Source organism: Mesorhizobium sp. B2-5-7 (assembly GCF_006440875.1).
GTDB classification, from domain to species: domain Bacteria; phylum Pseudomonadota; class Alphaproteobacteria; order Rhizobiales; family Rhizobiaceae; genus Mesorhizobium; species Mesorhizobium australicum.
Window position 1 is genome coordinate 183,689 of record NZ_VFUO01000005.1, and the last position, 17,165, is coordinate 200,853.

Below are 17,165 nucleotides of genomic sequence, written 5' to 3' on the forward strand. Positions count from 1 at the left end.
GCCCGTGGCTCGAAGTCCCAGCCCGCTGGCAGGAGTGGTGATTACAAGCGTGAAACTTCGGCGGAGCGCATTGAGGCGTAAAATTGGGCCAGGAGAACTTCGCCACAAATCGATCGTGGCCGCCTTCTGTGGATCGCAATAGAGGCCGTGGAGCGCTCCACCCTTAGTGAGCATTTCCGCTTCCGCAAATCATGCTTTCCCTGCGGCGGCTTGAGGGCGTTTGAACCCACCGCAGGGAAGGTCGGCAGAGGTTAGCCCTTGGCGACCGGCAGTGCGACGAAGCGGCTGTTGTCTTCACGGGTGATCTGCATCAGCACCGCCTTGCGGCCGGACTTCACCGCATCGGCCATCGCCTTATTGACGTCGCCTGCGCCGTTGACCTCGGTCGAGTTGACCGCGGTTATGACATCGCCGGCCTGGATGCCCCGGTCGGCGGCATCGCTGTTGGGGTCGACATCGGTCACCACCAGCCCCTTGCCGTTTTCGGACTTGGTGACGGTGAGGCCGAGAGCGGCCAGCGTGTCGGGCTTTGCCGGAGCGGCCGGCTGGTGCTGGTCGACTGAGGCCTGCTTGTCGCTGGCAGGCAGTTTGCCGAGATCGACCTTGACCGTCTGGCTCTTGCCATCGCGCCAGACCGTGACATCAACCGACTTGCCGGGCGAATAGGCGCCGATCAGGCGGGCGAGTTCCTTCGGCGACGCAACGTCCTTGCCGTCGACCTGGGTGATCACGTCGCCGGCTGATATGCCGGCCTTCTTGCCGGGGCCGTCGTCCTGGGCGCTCGAAACCAACGCGCCATTGTTGGACTTCAGGCCGAGCGATTCGGCGATGTCGGAGGTGACCGGCTGGATTTCGACGCCGAGCCAGCCACGCTGCACCGCACCGCTCTTCATCAGATCCCCGACGACCTGCTTGGCGGTCGAGGCCGGAATGTCGAAGGCGATGCCGACGCTGCCGCCGGAAGGCGAGAAGATGGCGGTGTTGATGCCGACCACCTGGCCGTTGAGGTTGAAGGTCGGGCCGCCTGAATTGCCGCGGTTGACCGAGGCGTCGATCTGGAGGAAATCGTCATAGGGGCCGGCGCCGATATCGCGGCCGCGCGCTGAGACGATGCCGGCGGTGACGGTGCCGCCGAGGCCGAACGGATTGCCGACAGCCACGACCCAGTCACCGACACGAACCTTGGAATCGTCGGCGAAGTCGACATAGGTGAACTTGCCGCCACCATCGACCTTGAGCACGGCGAGATCGGTGCGCGGATCGGTGCCGACCAGCTTGGCGTCGAGTTCCTTGCCGTCATTGGTCACAACGGTGAAGGCGGTGCCCTCTTCGACGACATGGTTGTTGGTGACGAGGTAACCGTCTTCGGAGATGAAGAAGCCGGAGCCCTGCGCTACCGGGCGCGGCTCGCCGTTGTTGCGGTCGCGATGTCCGAAGCGACGATGACCCTCGTCGTTCTGGCCGCCCAGGTCGCCAAAGCCGCGGAATTCCTTAAAGAAACGACGCAGCTGCGGATTGTTGGGAAGATTGTCGAGGCCGTCCTGATCGTCGGAGCCATCATCGGCGGTCGGCTGGATCTTGGCCTTGACCTTGACGCTGACCACGGCTGGCGACACACGCTCCACGACATCGGCGAAGCTCGGAACCTGCGGGGCCTCGACGCGCACGGCGTCAGCGAGAACGGGTGCTGTACCGGTGGCAAGGGCGCCTAAGCCGATCGCCCCGCTAATAGCCAGGGAAGCAGCGGCAGCCATCAAGCGTTTGCGGGGGCTGCAAGATACACTAGAGAAGGTTTTCATGATGTCGCATCCTCTTTCGATAATGTGGCCCTGAAAGGGCGTCGTGCTTAAAAGAATAGAGAGGCGTACATTACGACGTCATTGCCATTGCATGAACATTTCGTAACCTTGGTTGAATAATCTATCCAGGGATTACCTTGAGATGATCTCATGCTGCGGATCGCGGCGAAGGTCGGGAGCCTGAGTTACTACCTGTGCCCTGAATAGCACCAGAAGTGCTGCGATCATGCCGAGGCCGCGTTTGCAGCATGGCTGCGTTGGACTCCAGACCGGTGTGCAGTCGACGAGCGCTACATCCTGGCAGCGACCCTCCTGTTGAAGCCATCCAGGATCTGCTCGGCGAAACGGGCGTAGTTGCCATCAAAGTGATGGCCGCCGGTTGTGTTGATCACCTCGACACCTCTCCAGGAGAGCGCGTGGCAGAATGTTTCTGTCCCCTCATCTCCGTAGAAACATTGGACCACCTTTGAACGCACCTGCTCGATCGCTGTTGCGACCGGAACGGCTTCCGAACTGGGGCAGCGCCAAGCCACCCTTCGACCTGAATCTCCCAGTCGGCTGCATTCGCGAAGCCAAGCAGCGAAACACGCCCGATATGTGATTTCACGCCAGTGGCGAGGTCGTTGTAGACGAAGGGGAGGACGTCGGCGCCAAAGGAGTAGCCGACCAATGCGACGTTTTTGGCGTGCTATTTTTCACCGATGTCTGGATCACCGAAGTCAGGTCCGCGGCCGTCTGTTCGGGCTTTTTTCTTCCAAAAATAGCGGACGCTGTCCCTACCGACGACGGATACACCACGTGACTGCAGCTCTTCGGCGATTGTCTTGTCCAAGTCGTGCCAGCCGCCATCGCCTGACAGAACGATCGCCATCAGCCATTCGGATTTGGCGCCGGCAGCTCGATCAAGGGAAGTGCCGAGAGCCCGGTGGCGTCACCCGCATTGAAATGCGGCTGGGCAAGTGAGATGACTGCATCGCTCCCGGTGCCCGGAAAGGGCTGGATACTCATCGGCGTGCCAGCGCTTTGGAGGGAGGCAAAATAGGCGCGCGCTTCTTTCGGCTCAGCCGCCGTAAAACCAAGGCTCCAAAACCCCTGCAAGGCCTTGGAAGGTCCGTACGCGAAACCGCCAAGCCGAGGAGACGAGGGCGCTCCCGCGCAAAGCGGGCGCTCGCTGGGCAGAACCACACTCGGATCCACCGAGATAGCCCCAGCCACCGTGTTAGCTGGAGCCTGCGCCAGAATGGCGCCCGCAAGTGTTCCGCCGGCATCGACACCAGCCAAGATGGGAAAATGGTACTGCAGGCCACTGTGCTCACGTTGCAGCCGGCGGCTCAGTATCTCTACATCGCCCACGAGGTTATGGCAGGGCTCCTTTTCTTCGGAAAGCCTGGCCAGATAGGTTTTGGTGTCCACGCCGACCGCGAGCGCCCCCTGCCGCCCAAGGGCCGCAAGTGCCGTCTGGTTTGCGTCGCTCCATCCGTTCTGATCCGAAAACAAGACGACGTATCCCCGGATCTGGCCGTCCGGCACCAGAAGGTGGACATCTCCAAAGCGGCCGCCCTCGATAGCCAATGATGGTGTCGCTGCCAGGATTGCAAATGCTGCTAACAGGAGAAAGGCTAGCCTATTCATTCTGCTTGCTCCTGAGCCTCTAAACCTGCCACCGATCCCAGCGGTCCCGGACAGGGAAGTAACCGCTGGGCCCGATGGGAGCGCTCTCCTTCCGATTGCAAGCGCTGACGCTGTCGCAATTCGCCAGTGCCATGCTGGCGCTCCCAACAGTCGACCCTGGCTGCGACGTTTAAGTTCAACGAACTTCTGATGTCGGCCGGAAACTATTCCATCCTGTCAGCCTTTTTTCGCAAAAGGTGATGCGGCAGGCCGCGGACGGAGTCCTGCACAGTTAACGGGTGCCTCTGCTCCCGCTGCCCTTGCCTGGCTCACGACACCTTGCCAAATACCGAAATTGGCAGCTGTGACGAACTCGTTGTGCCCTCAATTGGGCGTTCGATAACGGTTCTCGATCCCGAAGTTGGTCAGCAGACCGATCTGCAAGCCAGCATTCAAGCCGCAACTGAAGTGCTACGAGCGACCACGACGCTATAAGGGAACGCTCTCGCTTCTCATTGGTACAGAGCAGTAAGTGCCAGGTCGCCCCGCTTGAACGCACTGCCGGGACGCTGCTCTTAGGTTGACTTGTCGAATGGAAGAGCTCGCTAGCGCCGTCTCGACTGGGGTCCGGGGAACTTTTCGACCGGTTTGCGGTCAGCTTGGCCAACCTTGGATCAATAAGGCGTGGGGACGTCTTCTTCGCGCCCACTCCGTCTGCGACCACAATAGCCTTCTTCGCGATAAGGTAGTCGGCCCTGTTTGTTCGGAAGTCCTGTTGCACAGCCATCATTGTGATCTCCCAAGAAATCAACGCAACTAGACGCAAACCGGTTCGAGATTCTTACCTAGTGCTGCAACGCCCTGAGCCGTTGCGTGTTTCGGAACCGCTTTCTTGGCGAGAAATCCTGGACCAAGCGCGCTTTCCATCCAATTCTTCCTCAGCCTGTGCACCGGTTTGGAGAACAAAGTCCGTCTCTGTTAAGGTTTGCAAATGCCAGATGTATCATTATCTCGAACATGTGGCCCTCCACACATTCGGACAGGACTTCGAGTTGGCCGGGCGGCAGCGCCGCCCTATTTAGGAGCAGGAGGTTCCGGTCATGGTCCGCGGAGCAATAGTTGCTCTCTCATGTTGGTTGGTGGCCGGGACCCAGGTTAAGACCATAGAACAATATAACGCCTTTCAATATGGCTCGCAGTCGGCCGCTTTGGCCAAGTGCCACAGCCTGTGGGTAACAAACCCCGTTGAGTACCTGCACCAGGCCAACAAATACGAACGGCTTGATCAAAGTGATCCCCTGTTCAGATACTATCGGCGCGGTATGGCGGATTTTAACAGCAGATGGAAACGCACCGGCGAAGCGAACTGCGGCGCCGAGGGTCTCCTAAGCAACTTCCTTGGCACAGACATTCGACACTAACCGAGCATTGCTGGCGATCGAATGTGACCCTTGAATCTTGACGTTCAAACCACGTGTAGGCGTCGAGAAGCACCAGATGGAGAGGATGCTCGCAATGTTTCGCCTGTTTGCCCATTTGCAGGCTACCATCGTTCGAGTATTCCGTTCCAAGCCGCAGCCGCCACAGCGCGAGCGTTACGATCGATCAGGTCGCCATGCGACAACACGATCTGCTGAAAGTCCCACGCCAGAATGCGCCGTAGCGACTTCGCCGCTGCGTGGCGGTCGCTCCACCCCATCCGGTATTCCGGCGCGGGACGGGGATTGTCCCACATCCGCAACACGTACTTGAACCAGAACTTCAACGCCCCTCCGGTATGAGGCGTGGCGTCGGTGAAGTTCTCGATGAGGTCGACGAGGATCAGCGTCCGGCTAGCGCGATGGAACATCGCGACCTCGCGCATTATGCGCGTGCCCTGCACGAGCACCTGGTCTATTTCGCCGATCCAGTCGGCGGGGGCAACGTCACCGAGGAGACCATCATATGCCAAGCCGGGGCGTCTTCTCTCGATGCCGGGACAGATCCACGTCTTGGCCCCTGGAAACGCGGCTTGCGCGGTGGCTGCGTATTTGTGGTGGAAATTTCCAGGAGCAACTATGTGGGCAACAGGTCCGAGCAACGAGATCTCTTCCGCCACCGTCGAAGTGATGTTGCATGGCGAGTGCAGCATGAGCTCGCCAGAGGCGAGGCGCACCACCGTCATTCGTGCCTCGAACCGCGTAAATGCCAATCGAATGGGATATGGGCAGAGCCATATCTGATCTGCGACATAGGGCGTAAGGCGCATCGCTATCCTTCGATGGGACGGTTGATGGATGTCGTGTCGGACGGAGCGCAATCCGATGGACCAGTCCAGGTGCACGCCCGCTAACAATAGCGGTAGCGCCGATCCATCACCTACAAGCGTGCCCCGCTTTGGGGCCGTACGATTTGGCACGGCCTTGAATCATGGTCTCAGGCGAAATCACCCGGAGACAATCGCCGCGTGCTCGATAGCTCCTTTGTGTTTTGCGTTTCGTTCCTGATATCTTGCGACATGCCTTTCATTTACGGTCGGCACCCGGCCACCGGTCGCCGGAGTAGGGGGTAAGGCGTCTTCGCCGCTCATCGCCAGGGCCACAAGCGTGATGCGTCCGACGCTCGGCGTGTCGGCCGTCGCCACAGGTCTTCCAGATGCGGCGCGACGTCGAAGCTCGCTGTCATGGGATATACCGAGCTGGACACCAAACTATTCCAAGCTGCCGGATTCTTCGGGAAGAGATGGTCGTGCCTGGATGAGGCAGCGATGTGCATCAACCAGAAGTCTGTTCACCGTTGGCGCGGTCGCGCTGTGCATTGGCCTTGGCGCCACAACCGCCGAGGCCGATGAATTCATCAACGTGCTGACCGGCGGAACCAGTGGGGTCTATTAGCCGCTCGGCGCGGCGCTGGCCAAGATCTATGGCGAAAAGATTCCTGCGGTGCGCACACAGGTGCAAGCGACCAGGCTTCTGTTGAGAATCTAAATCTGTTGCAGCAGGGCAAAGGTGAAATTGCATTCGCTTTGGAGTTCGCGATGCGTGGGATGGAGATGAGGAAGCAGGATTCAAACAGAAACTGGACAAGCTCCGAGCCATAGCCGCGATTTACCCAAACTACATTCAAACATTCGAGGCGCATGTGCTCGCTGCCGAGCGCCTCCATGGCGATGACACCACCGTGCCGATCCTGGCCGGCGGCAAGACCGAACCGGTCGCATCTGAACCTCGGCCGTTCGGTGGAATATCGCCGCCGGCGGCGGCACTCTACTATGCCTCGCGCGACCGGCGGCAGGAACATCCCCGAACCCCATCTGAAGACCTTTGGCGGCATTCTGCAGGGCGATGCCTATGGCGGCTACAATCCACCGTTCAAGGGGATCGCGATCCCAGTCCGCTGACCCAGGCGCTGTGCTGGGCGCATGCGCGCCGCAAGTTCTTCGTAGTTGCCGACATGGCTACCAATGCCAAGCGTGGCAGGGGACGGCGCGCCGATCTCCCCGATCGCGTTCGTGGCGCTCAATCGTGCGGCGGCAAATAGCCAAAACTCAGATCGAGATCAGGGATAATATACAGCACCCCGGCTGCCTCTCAAGCGGCCTCGCGCGGAACGGCTTCCTTCGGCCACCCGTTAGCGTCAACATGACAGCGAACAACGCGAGACGGCGAAGATGGACAAGCGGCAAGATACGAGAACCATCGAGATGTGCTGTCTTCCGTGCCAGTGTCACTGCTCCTCACCGTGGTATTCGCGGGAATGGTCGTTGGCTGAACGGATACGCTACCAAGCGGTCTGCGTCGGCTTGTCGACGAGCGGCCTCTTCGGCGATCAGGGAACCGAATCAGGAGCTTACGCTTCACGAAGGTTGCATGAGGCGAAATGTTCAGGGATAAACGCAAAGCCGCCCCCTCAAAAGGGTGAACGCTAACTGGGCTTTGGAAATTGTCCGGCGGATCACCGGCCGGAATAGCCACCCGGGATCACACCGGGTCCGAATTGAGTTGTTCCCGTATAGCACGTGATTGCTGCAAAGCAACATATCACCGGGTGCTTGCCCGGCTATACCGAGGCTGCGCAACATTGCGCATGGCTTAACCGGTGACCCTCCACCGCAATTTGCAGGGGTGGCCTTCTTCTCACGTTGGTCGCCGAGCTACCGCTGCTCCCCGCTGCCATCTTACGTGAGCGGTCCGGCATAAACCCCCGCGGAAACGCCGGACCGCTAAGGAAGTGCTGGCGCGTTCGCACTTCCTCGATCGAAAAAGCTTAGAGCTGCAACGCCGCGGCAACCGTATTCAGTGGCGCCTCAACCGATGCGCTGAATTTGCCAGGCCTCACCTCGAGGCAAGTTTGTGTCCTGCGAAAATCAAGCCGGTTCCTCTCGTAAATTCGAGTCTTCCAGGCACTGCCGAGCTTCCAAAGCCGTCAATGCCGTGCTCCTGAGACATCCGTTCGTCGCTGCTACGGCCGGCCAGCAGCTTAACCTCTGACCTTGGGGGCGACATTTCTGCGGCTGGCCACTTCCATTTCCTTTGCTTCCTTCTCCAGGCGATCCGGCGTGGCAGAGCCCATCAGCGCATATGCCGTGCCACCTGACTGCCAGTACACGGTGGGCACTCGACCGTCAGTGGCCGGAGTTGGGGGGACGGCGTCTTCGCCGTTCATGGGAACTGCCACCAGCGTAATACGGCCAACACTTGGGGTGTCCGCCGTGACTACCAGGCTCTGCTTCCCGTTCCAGGGCTGAACCTGAACGTCTTTCACCCGCCAGACTGTCGGAAGAGCGGGCATGCTTATGTTTACCGCTCCGATCAGCCGTTCGATCTTATCCTGCTTCGGCTCGCTGCCCTTCTCAGGGCCGGCATTGAGCTGGGCGACCCGCAACGCGTCCCGCGCGGCCAGGATGAACGTCTCATCCGCCTTTTGACCGCCTTGGCGAAGCGGCTCGGTCAACGAATTGGCTGACCAGCCCAAGAAGACCAGCGCCGCCGCAGCCAGCTGCAACTTGAACACCGCAAATACTTTCCTTCGTCGGAACGCGTTCTCCAACTCCCGGGCTCTGTCCAGGCTTGCTCGAGGGGGAAACAGCCGCTGGGGCTGGAGATTGCGCAACGCTTCCATGCGCTGTGCTTGCGCGAATACCTCCGCCGCTGCTTCCGGCTCGCGGGCAAGACGCGCCTGGAGTTCAGACCTCCGGGACGGCAACAGCTCGCCGTCAAGAAACCGGTTTATCTCCTCTTCGGAAATTCGGTCACTTGGCCACATCACGGCCTCCCACTATTTTCAATTGAGCCCGTGCGGCGTCGTTCGCCTTTTCCATATTGTGTTTCAGGGCAATCCGGGCCCGGCTCAGACGAGACATCACTGTTCCCACCGGAACCCCAAGCACCGCGGCAGCATCCGAATAGGTGAAGCCTAAGACGGCGACCAAATGGAGCACTTCGGCTTGGTCAGACGGTAGTCCCTCTAGCGCCCGTTGAACGTTGGAGAGCTCAGCGCAGTGTTCTTGTGATGGCATCAGCAACGGGTCGCATTGTTGGGCATAAGCGGCCAAGCGACGGCGCTCAGCATCAGCTCGGACAGCGCTTGTGAAAAATGTGTTCCGAACGATCGTGATCAACCACGGCATCAGCGGGCGCGAGGCGTCGTAGGTGCGCGACAACCCGAGTGCCCGAACAAGCGCCTCCTGCACCAGATCGTCCGCGTCGGTGTCATTTTTTGTGAGCACCCTGCTGTAGCGCCACAGGTCCTCCAAGTGTGGAGTGACGTCGAAGTTCACCTTCATGGTCCATATACTGATCGGGAGCCGAAACTATTCCAAGCCCACTGACTACAATTTGCTACCGCCGGTCTGATTCTACCGATGGGATCAAATCGTCGCCTGGGACTGGATTCGTCAACCGTGTTTCCAGCCACTCGCTCAGAGCTCTCTCAATGAGATCATCGCGACTGACATTCATCCGGCTCGCCAGAGTTGCCAGCCCGTCTGCAGTTTTTGGCGTCAATGGCACACCTGGCGCGTTTCGTAACATGAAGGCTGCGCGCAGGTCCGAGCGCTGCAAATCCGCTACTTGGTGGCCGGCCGTGTCATTCCTGGCGCCAGACAGTGTCATGGATGCTCCTTTTGGCGGGGGAGGCCCAGCAGTGAAGGGACAACCAAGGAGGGCCTGCTGGGCCTGACAGGCGAGGGGCGACTAGCTTGCCTGTCCTGGAATATACCGGACAGCACCGGAAACTATTCCAAGGCCGCCGGATTTTTTGCCGCCCAAAGGGCGAGACGGATCACAGTGTATCTCCTTCTCGGGGATGAGAGGCCGGCGCGGGCTAAAGAGATTAGCGCCCGGAGAGCTTCAAGGGGTCGCGCTTGGCATCGGGTGTGAATGGGTGACGCCAAGCTGGAGATCGGACAGCTCAGGCCGCTCTATCCGAGGCTACCGGCAAACCGAGGCTAATGTTTGCAAGCCGCAAGCGAGAATGACCGGAACTAACAATCGGATCGGACGGACCGGTGCGAAAACCCCTTGGTGCCAGCAAAAGCAGGACAACTGCGAGCGCGATCAATGCGATCACGACAGCAGTCTTGAAAATCTCTCTCATGACTTCCCGTTCAAGATGGTGAGAGTGAGCCTGATGACTGAGCAGTCGCTCCCACTCGATATCGAGCCATCAACGCCTCTGGCAGTAAGCAGGGCCATTGGAATTCTATTTGCAAGCGCTACTCGCCTGCAATGCGGCGCTCAGTCCCATCAGGGAATATACGTACTGGGTTTGGGTGCCCCTCCAGGACGTGGCGAACAGCGTCATCTTGCTTCCGGCTCGCATCGCACTGATCATTGACCGATCCTCACCGGCGTTCTGAAGCCAGGCCTTATTATCTTGCGTGAACATTGAGAAGCGCTGGTCTGCGATCACGACATTGATATCCGACTCTGGCTTGAGCCGATACCCCATGATTGCCTCGGGCTGTTCCTCGACCGGTGTGCGCGAGACCGTTACAAAATTTTCGCCATGATCGACACCGGCCGGCAGTTTGGAAACGGGGACACTCAAGACATAGCACCTTGTCGTGTCGGCACCATAAGAATAGACGCCCCAAGCGCCGTGCCGCGAGAGGAGTCTTGGGGCAGCCTGCACCCAAGTGGTAGAAACCAGCAAACATGCGATGCCCGCTCCAACTGATTTGATGCCCATTATTTCCTTCCAGCTTAGCAGCGCCATAGTGTCCCCGAGGCCTTCGCCCGGAAAAATCTCGCTTTCGGCTCTTCGAGGGTTCGTGACTGCCGTCAGCCTGCCGTCACCACGATTCTCGAAATGGTGAGTGGAAGGATCCGGCCCGCAACAGGCAGCTCGTTGTTCACAAGGGCGGTCGCTCAACAATCCGTGCTCTGGGATGCTTGCCTGTGATCGTCCGCAAGCCACTCGACCCGTGCGGATTCGCTTCAAAGCACCTCGCCGGGATAGACGCCCCACATACTGATCTGCCTGATGAAGCCGGATTTGGGGCCCAGTGCAACAGCACACCACTGTCCGTCGCATCGGGTCAGTTCTACCCGCACGCCAGGCTGCAGCCAGGCAACAACCGAACTGCCAGTGGACGGTTTGTCGCGCAGCGCAACGTTGCCCTTGGCCCAGGGCTCGACAACGGCCGCCCTGCGGCCTGACAGGAGCGATTCATGAATCCATCCGCTGGTTCCGTCCCAGTCTCTGACCCGTCGCCAATTGTCATACTGTTGGTAGATTTCCAGCGGCATTCCCGGGCGCATAAGGACCCATTCAACTTGATACCCCATGCCAGGCCCGACACGAAGGTTGGCTGATGAGGCTCTCAGGGAGGCAAAGCGAGGCAGAACGAGAAGATTAGCCTTGGAGCGGAGTCCAGTCGCCGTCGCGGATCCTGCGAGCGATGCAGCTATCAGAATGAACCGAGCAAGAGAGATAGACCAGTGATGCCCGGCCTTGCTGAGGACGTTCGGGCCGAGATTCGCGGTCGACTTCATGCAATCTGCCACGGAATGTGGAACGGCAATCTCCCATAGCAACAAAAACGAGAGCGTTGATTGCCGGGCGCCGTTCCTATGCTCTTGTAGAAGCCCGACCGAGCTTTGAGGCGAGGTGATTTCAATGCCGCGAGAAGATGCACGATCCGTCGGTCCAGGTAGCGTCCAGATCGGCCACTGCAGCTCAAGCCGCCGGGGGGTTCAGATCAGGTTTTACCGGTTGCGACATACGCCAGTGAGGTTCTCGCCAGCAGACCACGTATGGCATCAGCCCTTCGTCTGATCCTCAGACACGGTGCTCGTCGGAATCGCGTCCAACGCGACCAGCTTTTCCGCGCACAGATCAGCGGCGCCCGGTGCATCCTTTTTTATTCCGGCGAATTTGACCCAGCCACCGTCGGTAATGAAACCGTCCCTCTGATAGGAAGACGTTTCCTTCAGCTTGGCCAGATTTTGGCTCGCGTCGGACGCCGTGATAAACTTTTGGACACACAGATTGGCGGCCAGTTCTGCCCTCGCTTTTATGGCTGAGGTCTTGGCCATTTCCGCCGCAGTTCCTGCCAGGGTCCAGCCGCCGGCAGTGAATCCGACGATGATGGTGAGGACCACCGCGCCTACCACTGACCAGAACCAGAGCGTCTTGGAAGGCCGATATTCTTCGAATTGTTGCGACATTTCCTGGTTCTCCGTCTTGTTTGTTCTCTGTGGACTGGGATCGAAGCCAACCCGCCCAGGTCGTCAAAAGCTTACTGCTGGCTGTCCAGCAGGTGGAGGGGTGGGGCATCTCACCGGCAGAGCTTCCGATTTGTCTGATGCACAATATACTTAGCATGGGCGGAATCTATTCCACGCCGGTCGCAAGTTTCTGAAGGCAAGATGCTGGCTGTCCGTTTTCTCAGCCGGCTGATCTCTTCCTGTGGCGTAGCGCTACAGACGGAAACTTCGAAGGGAGCCCGATGTCGCGGACTCGTGGGTCAGGGCGAGAACCGCAATCGGCACAGCGGTAGCTATGCGCAGCAAGGGCCGGTCTACCACCTTGGCGTCAACCGGCGCTGAACTGTCGATGTGCTTGCCCCCAAGTTTGGCTTCTCCGGGTTTCGCCGTCACCAATACCCTCTTCGACACACTCTGTCCGACAGGGGCGGAGGAGCTCATATCTCGCCCACGACCGTGCCGTCACCGTTGGCCACCATCGCCGCAATTTCCCGGCAGGCATCCAAGTCGCTTGCTTGATCGAGCGCCTCCAGAGGAGCGCGAACGCGCAACCATACGGCGTCCCCGGTCCGTTGGGCCAGAACCGCCTTCACCGCTGGCACGACGGGCAGCTTCAGCAGCTTGCCAAGCAGGTCGTCGATCAAGGGATCGTCCTCACCGCGCACGAGTTTCGCCAGCAGGGCCGGTGCGAAATTGGCCACCCCGCTGATCGCCCCGCTGGCGCCTTGCCTGACCGCTCTCGCCAGATGGCCTTCATGGCCGACGAGTATGGCGAGGTCGCGATGCTCGGCAAGCAGCGCCGCTGTCTGCTCCCAGTCGCCGCTGGAGTCCTTGACGCCGGCGATGGCCTTGGGAAAGGCGACGCGCAGGCGCGCGACCAGTTTCGGACCGATGCGGACGCCGGTAAGGCCCGGGATGTTGTAGAGGATGACGTCGCGGGCGGCCGCGCCGGAGCGCTCCAGCACCTCGCTGATCCAGCGATAGATGCCTTCCTCCGTTGGCTGCTTGAAATAGAAGGGCGGCGTCAGCAGGATGCCGCCGCAACCAGCTTCAAGCGATCGCCGGACTTGGTCGCCTGCGTCCTGGGACGACGGCCCGTAGACACATTCAATCAGGCTGTCGGCGTGGATGCCCGCCGCGGCCGTTCTCTCGTAGAGGGTCGCACGGACCGTGGCCGAAATCGACACGCCTTCGCCGGTCGTGCCGAAGGCGGTCACCACCCGCATACCTTGTGCCAGCAAGTGTTCAGCGTGTGCGACGAAGCGGGGCCAGTCGATTGCGCCACTTTGCTCAAACGGTGTTGTCAGCGCCGCGCTGAGGCCGATCTTCTTGCGCATGGGATGGTCGTCGGACACAGGTAATATCCTTAATTGGTTGGCGGGATTTCGAGGAGCATTCGGCGCAAGGATGAGAGATCGGCCGGCGCCCGCCCGGTGAAGATACGGAAGGCTTCGATGCCCTGGTGGAAGAACAGCTCGAAACCGCTGAGTACCTTGACGCCCGCCGCTTCCGCTTGTTGCTTGAACATGGTGTCGACCGGCGTGTAGACGGCGTCGAATGCCCAGCGCAGCTCCGGCAGCAATTCCGGCCGCACCGGAGAGCCCGGATGTCCGTGCATGCCGAGCGGCGTGCAATTGACGATGCCTCCCGCGCCGTCCATCGCCGGATCGACGTCGACGCCGGAGGACGTTGCGACAGCGCCCTTCGAGGCGGTCGCGATCGCGGCGGCTAGTGACCGCGCTTTGCCGGCATCTCTGTCGATGATGGTCAGGCCATCAGCCCCGAGGGCCAGTAGTGCGAAGGCCACGGCCTTGCCGACTCCTCCGGCTCCGATCAGGACGACCTTGCCCGGCGCCATGTCGTCGAAGACTGCGCGATAGGCGGCGACGAAACCCGTATGGTCGGTGTTGTAGCCCCGCGCGCCATGCGGGTCGAACACCACTGTGTTGACCGAACCTATGCGCCTGATCAGGTCGTCGTGTATGAGCAGCCTGGAGGCCACGATCTCCTTGTATGGATAGGTGACGTTGATGCCGCGAAGACCGGCGTCGCGGCAGGCGTCGAACACGGCGTCGAAGTCCTTACCCATCTCGCGCGGGATGAAGAGGTCGTAGCTGACGTCCAGGCCACTGAGGCGGCCGGCGAGACGATGCAGGTCCGGCGAACGCGAGTGCTTTATGGTGTCGCCGATCAACCCAAGCCTGACCGGGCCGATCAGGCCGGCACTTCGGTTATCGTGCAGAGCCGTGCTCATCCCTGGTATCCGAACTGCCTTGGCAGCCACAGCACGATTTCCGGAAACAGCATCATCAGCAGCAGCGCAACGACCAGCACGCCGATGAACAGCCAGATCTCGCTGATGACTTCGCGCAGCGGAATGCGGGTCGTCGCATTGATGACGAACAGCACGACCCCATAGGGCGGCGTAATCAGCCCGATCATGGTGTTGACCACCACCACGACGCCGAAATGCACCAAGTCGATCCCGAGCAGTCGGCAGGTCGGGATGAACAGCGGTACAATGACCAGGATGATCGTCGATGCGTCGAGCAGACACCCAAGCAGCAGCAGCAGCACGTTGACCATGAACAGGAAAGCGACCGGGGATATGTGCAGTCCCTGCAGCGAGGCTGCCATCTGGGCTGGAATGTTTTCGCTGGCGACGATGTAATTGAAGATCAGGGCGCCGCCGATGACCAGGCCAACGGCGGCGGACGAGCGCGCGCTTTCTGAAAGGATGGCATAGAGCTTCCGCCAGCTCAGCGCACGATAAAAGACACCGGCCAGTATCAGCGCATAAGCGGCCGCGACGGCTGCCGCTTCGGTCGGCGTCGTCGCGCCGCCATAGATGCCGTAGAGCAGGATGACCGGCATAAGCAGCGCCGGAAATGCATTGAGTGTCACCTTCGGCAAGGCTCGCAGAGGCACGGGTTCCTCGACCGCGAAACCTCGCTTGCGGGCGACCCACGCGTTGAGGCCCATCAGCACCGCGCCCATCAGCAGCCCAGGCAGTATGCCGCCGAGGAACAGGAAACCGATCGAGGCATCCGAGACCAGCGCGTACATCACCATCGGGATCGACGGCGGGATGATCGGCCCAATGGTTGACGCGGCGGCGGTGATAGCGGCGGCGTAGCCGCGCGGATAACGGCCGTCCCTGGTCATCATCTCGATGATGATCTTGCCCAGCCCGGCGGCGTCGGCGACGGCCGAGCCGGACATGCCGGAAAAGATCACGTTGGCGACGACATTGACATGCCCGAGCCCGCCTCGCATACGGCCCACGATCGCCATGCAAAACCGCAGCAGCCGCTCGCTGATCGTGCCAGCGTTCATGATGTTGGCGGCGACGATGAACAGCGGCACGGCCAGGATGATGAAGCCGTCATAGAGCCCCTGGATGATCTGCTCGGCGGCAAGCCCCAGGTCCTGACCCTTGACGGCAAGGTAGACGATCGCCGCGACGATCATGGAATAGGCGACTGGCGTGCCAATTCCAGCGAGGACGAACAGCGCCAGCAGGCAAAGAGAGAAGGCGGCGGTCACAGCGGCGTCGCCTCGTCATGCGGCTCGGGCGCGCCGCCGCGGGCAAGTTGCCATAGGCGCAGCGCATAGCGCATGATCACCGCGACGGCGAACAGCCCATAGACGCTGAACACGACGTCGAGCCGGATGCGCAGCGTGGCACTTTTCTTGATCTTGTAAAAGGCGATGTAGTCGTATGTCGCCGGCAGCGCCGCCAAGAAACCAGCGACAATCGCCGCCGCCGAGATCAGCGCGAAAACGCGCTGGGTCCGGCGGCTGGCAATCAAGTAGAACAGGTCGAACGTGACGTGGTCGCGCTCGGTGAGCACGAATGCCGAACTCCAGAACACCAACCACAGCCAGGTGGTCAGGCACACTTCCAGTGTCCATCCGAGCGGGTCGTTGATCACGTAGCGCGTGAATATCTGCAGGATGAAGGCGATGAACATGGCGGCGAGAAGCGCCACCGCCACGTTATCGGCCCGCGCCTGCAGCCAGCGGATGGTTGCGGACATCGGTCTTTCCCGGCTTAGAGGGCGTTGATCTTGTCGACCATGCCTTCCGGCCAGTCTTTGGCGAAGTCGGAGTCCAGATAGGCCTTCTGCACATGTTTGCGGAAGGCGTCGACGTCGGGCGCGTAGACCTTCAAACCCTTGTCCTTGAAGAACTGCTCGAGTTCGGATTCCAGCGTCAGCTGCTTCTGCCGCCCGGACTCGGCGGCGTCGTCCGCCGCCTTCTGCACCGCCGCCTGCTGATCCGGTGCAAGCCCGTCCCAGACCTTCTTGGAAAAGGCGAGATAGTTCAGGTCCACGAGGTGGCTGGTCAGGCAAATCTGCTTGGTGACCTCGTAGAATTTGGAGTCCTTGTCGGACGGCAGCGGATTGTCCTGCCCGTCGATCGCGCCGGTCTGCAGGGCTGTGTAGATTTCGGTAAACGCCACTGGCACCGGATTGGCGCCCAGCGCCTTGCCAAGAAACTGCCAGGCATCGGTTCCGGGCATTCTGAGCTTGACGCCGGCCAGATCGTCCGGCGTCTTGATTTCCTTTTCGATGCGAAGGTTCAATTGGCGGCGGCCGAGATACATCACCGTCAACAGCTTGACACCGAGTTCATCCTCCACCTTTTTCTTCAACGGATCCATGAAGTCAGCCGCGAAAACCTTCTTTTGGTGCTCGGCGTCGCGATGCAGATAGCCGGCGGTGAAGATCCCCCATTCGGGATAGAGCGAGGCGAGTTCCTGCGCCGACGTGATCGACATTTCCAGATTGCCACGGGCAATTGCTTCCAGTTCGGTGCCTTGCTTGAACAGTTCGGCGTTCCAGTGCGGCTCAAACGTGGCGAAGGCGCGCACCGCTGGGGCGAACACGCTGGTCAGCGCCACCGCACGCTGGTCGCCCGGTGTCGCCGGTGACGACAGCCTCAGTGTGATCTTGTCCTGCGCCAGGGCGCGGTTGACGCGTGAGGCGTACATGGCACCGGCTACTGCGAAAGCGGTTGTGCGGAGAAACCTGCGGCGATGGATCGTGATAGTGGTCATGCT

General features: G+C 60.4%; 15 protein-coding genes, 2 pseudogenes and 1 other annotated feature. Of the genes and pseudogenes, 1 reads left to right on the forward strand and 16 read right to left on the reverse strand.

From position 1 onward, the window contains the following. Positions 1 to 251: 251 nt before the first annotated feature. The 5 genes and pseudogenes from FJ543_RS21965 to FJ543_RS21985 form a co-directional block, all read right to left on the reverse strand. Complete coding sequence (locus FJ543_RS21965; protein ID WP_140877070.1) at positions 252 to 1,799, reverse strand: Do family serine endopeptidase; 1,548 nt, start codon at positions 1,797 to 1,799, stop codon at positions 252 to 254. A gap of 290 nt (positions 1,800 to 2,089) precedes the next feature. Then, the gene (locus FJ543_RS31525) at positions 2,090 to 2,332 is read right to left on the reverse strand and encodes an AcvB/VirJ family lysyl-phosphatidylglycerol hydrolase (protein ID WP_281405332.1); all 243 of its coding nucleotides are present in this window, start codon (positions 2,330 to 2,332) and stop codon (positions 2,090 to 2,092) included. Positions 2,333 to 2,376: 44 nt separating this feature from the next. Next, positions 2,377 to 2,670: pseudogene (locus FJ543_RS32220) on the reverse strand (AcvB/VirJ family lysyl-phosphatidylglycerol hydrolase); the annotation flags it as partial. Continuing rightward, positions 2,670 to 3,431 carry a hypothetical protein gene (locus FJ543_RS21980; RefSeq protein WP_140877076.1) on the reverse strand — a complete coding sequence of 254 codons (762 nt, stop codon included), beginning with the start codon at positions 3,429 to 3,431 and terminating at the stop codon, positions 2,670 to 2,672. The pseudogene FJ543_RS32220 and the gene FJ543_RS21980, both read right to left, overlap by 1 nt. Before the next feature lie 1,522 nt (positions 3,432 to 4,953). Then, positions 4,954 to 5,658, reverse strand: coding sequence for a DUF4336 domain-containing protein (locus tag FJ543_RS21985; RefSeq protein WP_140877078.1), 705 nt, complete (start codon positions 5,656 to 5,658; stop codon positions 4,954 to 4,956). A 487-nt stretch (positions 5,659 to 6,145) separates the two neighbouring features. Here FJ543_RS21985 and FJ543_RS31915 point away from each other — a divergent pair. Then, positions 6,146 to 6,929: pseudogene (locus FJ543_RS31915) on the forward strand (TAXI family TRAP transporter solute-binding subunit). A gap of 400 nt (positions 6,930 to 7,329) precedes the next feature. Beyond that, positions 7,330 to 7,385: a sequence feature (sul1 is cis-regulatory element that is thought to sense ions involved in sulfur or methionine metabolism; They are found in Alphaproteobacteria), on the reverse strand. Between the two features lie 483 nt (positions 7,386 to 7,868). Here the strand turns inward: FJ543_RS31915 and FJ543_RS22000 are convergent. From FJ543_RS22000 to FJ543_RS22050, 11 genes are all read right to left on the reverse strand, one after another. Next, positions 7,869 to 8,654: a hypothetical protein gene (locus FJ543_RS22000; protein ID WP_140877082.1), complete on the reverse strand. Its 786-nt coding sequence runs from the start codon at positions 8,652 to 8,654 to the stop codon at positions 7,869 to 7,871. Beyond that, the gene (locus FJ543_RS22005) at positions 8,641 to 9,174 is read right to left on the reverse strand and encodes a sigma-70 family RNA polymerase sigma factor (RefSeq protein WP_140877084.1); all 534 of its coding nucleotides are present in this window, start codon (positions 9,172 to 9,174) and stop codon (positions 8,641 to 8,643) included. Before FJ543_RS22005 ends, FJ543_RS22000 begins: the two co-directional genes overlap by 14 nt. A gap of 55 nt (positions 9,175 to 9,229) precedes the next feature. Next, positions 9,230 to 9,502 (reverse strand): ribbon-helix-helix protein, CopG family, encoded by a 273-nt coding sequence (locus FJ543_RS32225; protein WP_140877086.1) that lies wholly within the window; start codon positions 9,500 to 9,502, stop codon positions 9,230 to 9,232. Between the two features lie 589 nt (positions 9,503 to 10,091). After that, positions 10,092 to 10,580, reverse strand: a complete 489-nt coding sequence (locus tag FJ543_RS22015) for an invasion associated locus B family protein (protein ID WP_140877088.1) — start codon at positions 10,578 to 10,580, stop codon at positions 10,092 to 10,094. Between the two features lie 248 nt (positions 10,581 to 10,828). Further along, entirely contained in the window at positions 10,829 to 11,386 is a 558-nt protein-coding gene (locus FJ543_RS22020) for an SH3 domain-containing protein (protein WP_140877090.1), read from the reverse strand. Between the two features lie 267 nt (positions 11,387 to 11,653). Then, positions 11,654 to 12,061, reverse strand: a complete 408-nt coding sequence (locus FJ543_RS22025) for a hypothetical protein (protein ID WP_140715735.1) — start codon at positions 12,059 to 12,061, stop codon at positions 11,654 to 11,656. A 476-nt stretch (positions 12,062 to 12,537) separates the two neighbouring features. Next, a complete protein-coding gene (locus FJ543_RS22030) occupies positions 12,538 to 13,437 on the reverse strand; it encodes a dihydrodipicolinate synthase family protein (RefSeq protein WP_246678855.1) in 900 nt (299 codons plus the stop codon). Positions 13,438 to 13,466: 29 nt separating this feature from the next. Further along, the gene (locus FJ543_RS22035) at positions 13,467 to 14,354 is read right to left on the reverse strand and encodes a shikimate dehydrogenase (protein ID WP_140877094.1); all 888 of its coding nucleotides are present in this window, start codon (positions 14,352 to 14,354) and stop codon (positions 13,467 to 13,469) included. Further along, positions 14,351 to 15,646, reverse strand: coding sequence for a TRAP transporter large permease (locus FJ543_RS22040; protein ID WP_140877096.1), 1,296 nt, complete (start codon positions 15,644 to 15,646; stop codon positions 14,351 to 14,353). The genes FJ543_RS22035 and FJ543_RS22040 overlap by 4 nt, the downstream gene beginning before the upstream one ends. Continuing rightward, positions 15,643 to 16,140, reverse strand: coding sequence for a TRAP transporter small permease subunit (locus tag FJ543_RS22045; RefSeq protein WP_140877098.1), 498 nt, complete (start codon positions 16,138 to 16,140; stop codon positions 15,643 to 15,645). The genes FJ543_RS22040 and FJ543_RS22045 overlap by 4 nt, the downstream gene beginning before the upstream one ends. A 14-nt stretch (positions 16,141 to 16,154) precedes the next feature. Continuing rightward, on the reverse strand, positions 16,155 to 17,162 hold the full coding sequence (locus FJ543_RS22050) for a sialic acid TRAP transporter substrate-binding protein SiaP (protein ID WP_140877100.1): 1,008 nt from the start codon (positions 17,160 to 17,162) through the stop codon (positions 16,155 to 16,157). Between the last annotated feature and the right edge of the window lie 3 nt (positions 17,163 to 17,165).

Excerpts from the sequence above, each read along its gene's own strand:
- FJ543_RS21965 (WP_140877070.1), bottom strand. The coding sequence starts at position 1,799 with ATGAAAACCTTCTCTAGTGTATCTTGCAGCCCCCGCAAACGCTTGATG.
- FJ543_RS21980 (WP_140877076.1), bottom strand. The coding sequence starts at position 3,431 with ATGAATAGGCTAGCCTTTCTCCTGTTAGCAGCATTTGCAATCCTGGCA.
- FJ543_RS21985 (WP_140877078.1), bottom strand. The coding sequence starts at position 5,658 with ATGCGCCTTACGCCCTATGTCGCAGATCAGATATGGCTCTGCCCATAT.
- FJ543_RS22000 (WP_140877082.1), bottom strand. The coding sequence starts at position 8,654 with ATGTGGCCAAGTGACCGAATTTCCGAAGAGGAGATAAACCGGTTTCTT.
- FJ543_RS22005 (WP_140877084.1), bottom strand. The coding sequence starts at position 9,174 with ATGAAGGTGAACTTCGACGTCACTCCACACTTGGAGGACCTGTGGCGC.
- FJ543_RS32225 (WP_140877086.1), bottom strand. The coding sequence starts at position 9,502 with ATGACACTGTCTGGCGCCAGGAATGACACGGCCGGCCACCAAGTAGCG.
- FJ543_RS22015 (WP_140877088.1), bottom strand. The coding sequence starts at position 10,580 with ATGGGCATCAAATCAGTTGGAGCGGGCATCGCATGTTTGCTGGTTTCT.
- FJ543_RS22020 (WP_140877090.1), bottom strand. The coding sequence starts at position 11,386 with ATGAAGTCGACCGCGAATCTCGGCCCGAACGTCCTCAGCAAGGCCGGG.
- FJ543_RS22025 (WP_140715735.1), bottom strand. The coding sequence starts at position 12,061 with ATGTCGCAACAATTCGAAGAATATCGGCCTTCCAAGACGCTCTGGTTC.
- FJ543_RS22030 (WP_246678855.1), bottom strand. The coding sequence starts at position 13,437 with ATGCGCAAGAAGATCGGCCTCAGCGCGGCGCTGACAACACCGTTTGAG.
- FJ543_RS22035 (WP_140877094.1), bottom strand. The coding sequence starts at position 14,354 with ATGAGCACGGCTCTGCACGATAACCGAAGTGCCGGCCTGATCGGCCCG.
- FJ543_RS22045 (WP_140877098.1), bottom strand. The coding sequence starts at position 16,140 with ATGTCCGCAACCATCCGCTGGCTGCAGGCGCGGGCCGATAACGTGGCG.
- FJ543_RS22050 (WP_140877100.1), bottom strand. The coding sequence starts at position 17,162 with ATGACCACTATCACGATCCATCGCCGCAGGTTTCTCCGCACAACCGCT.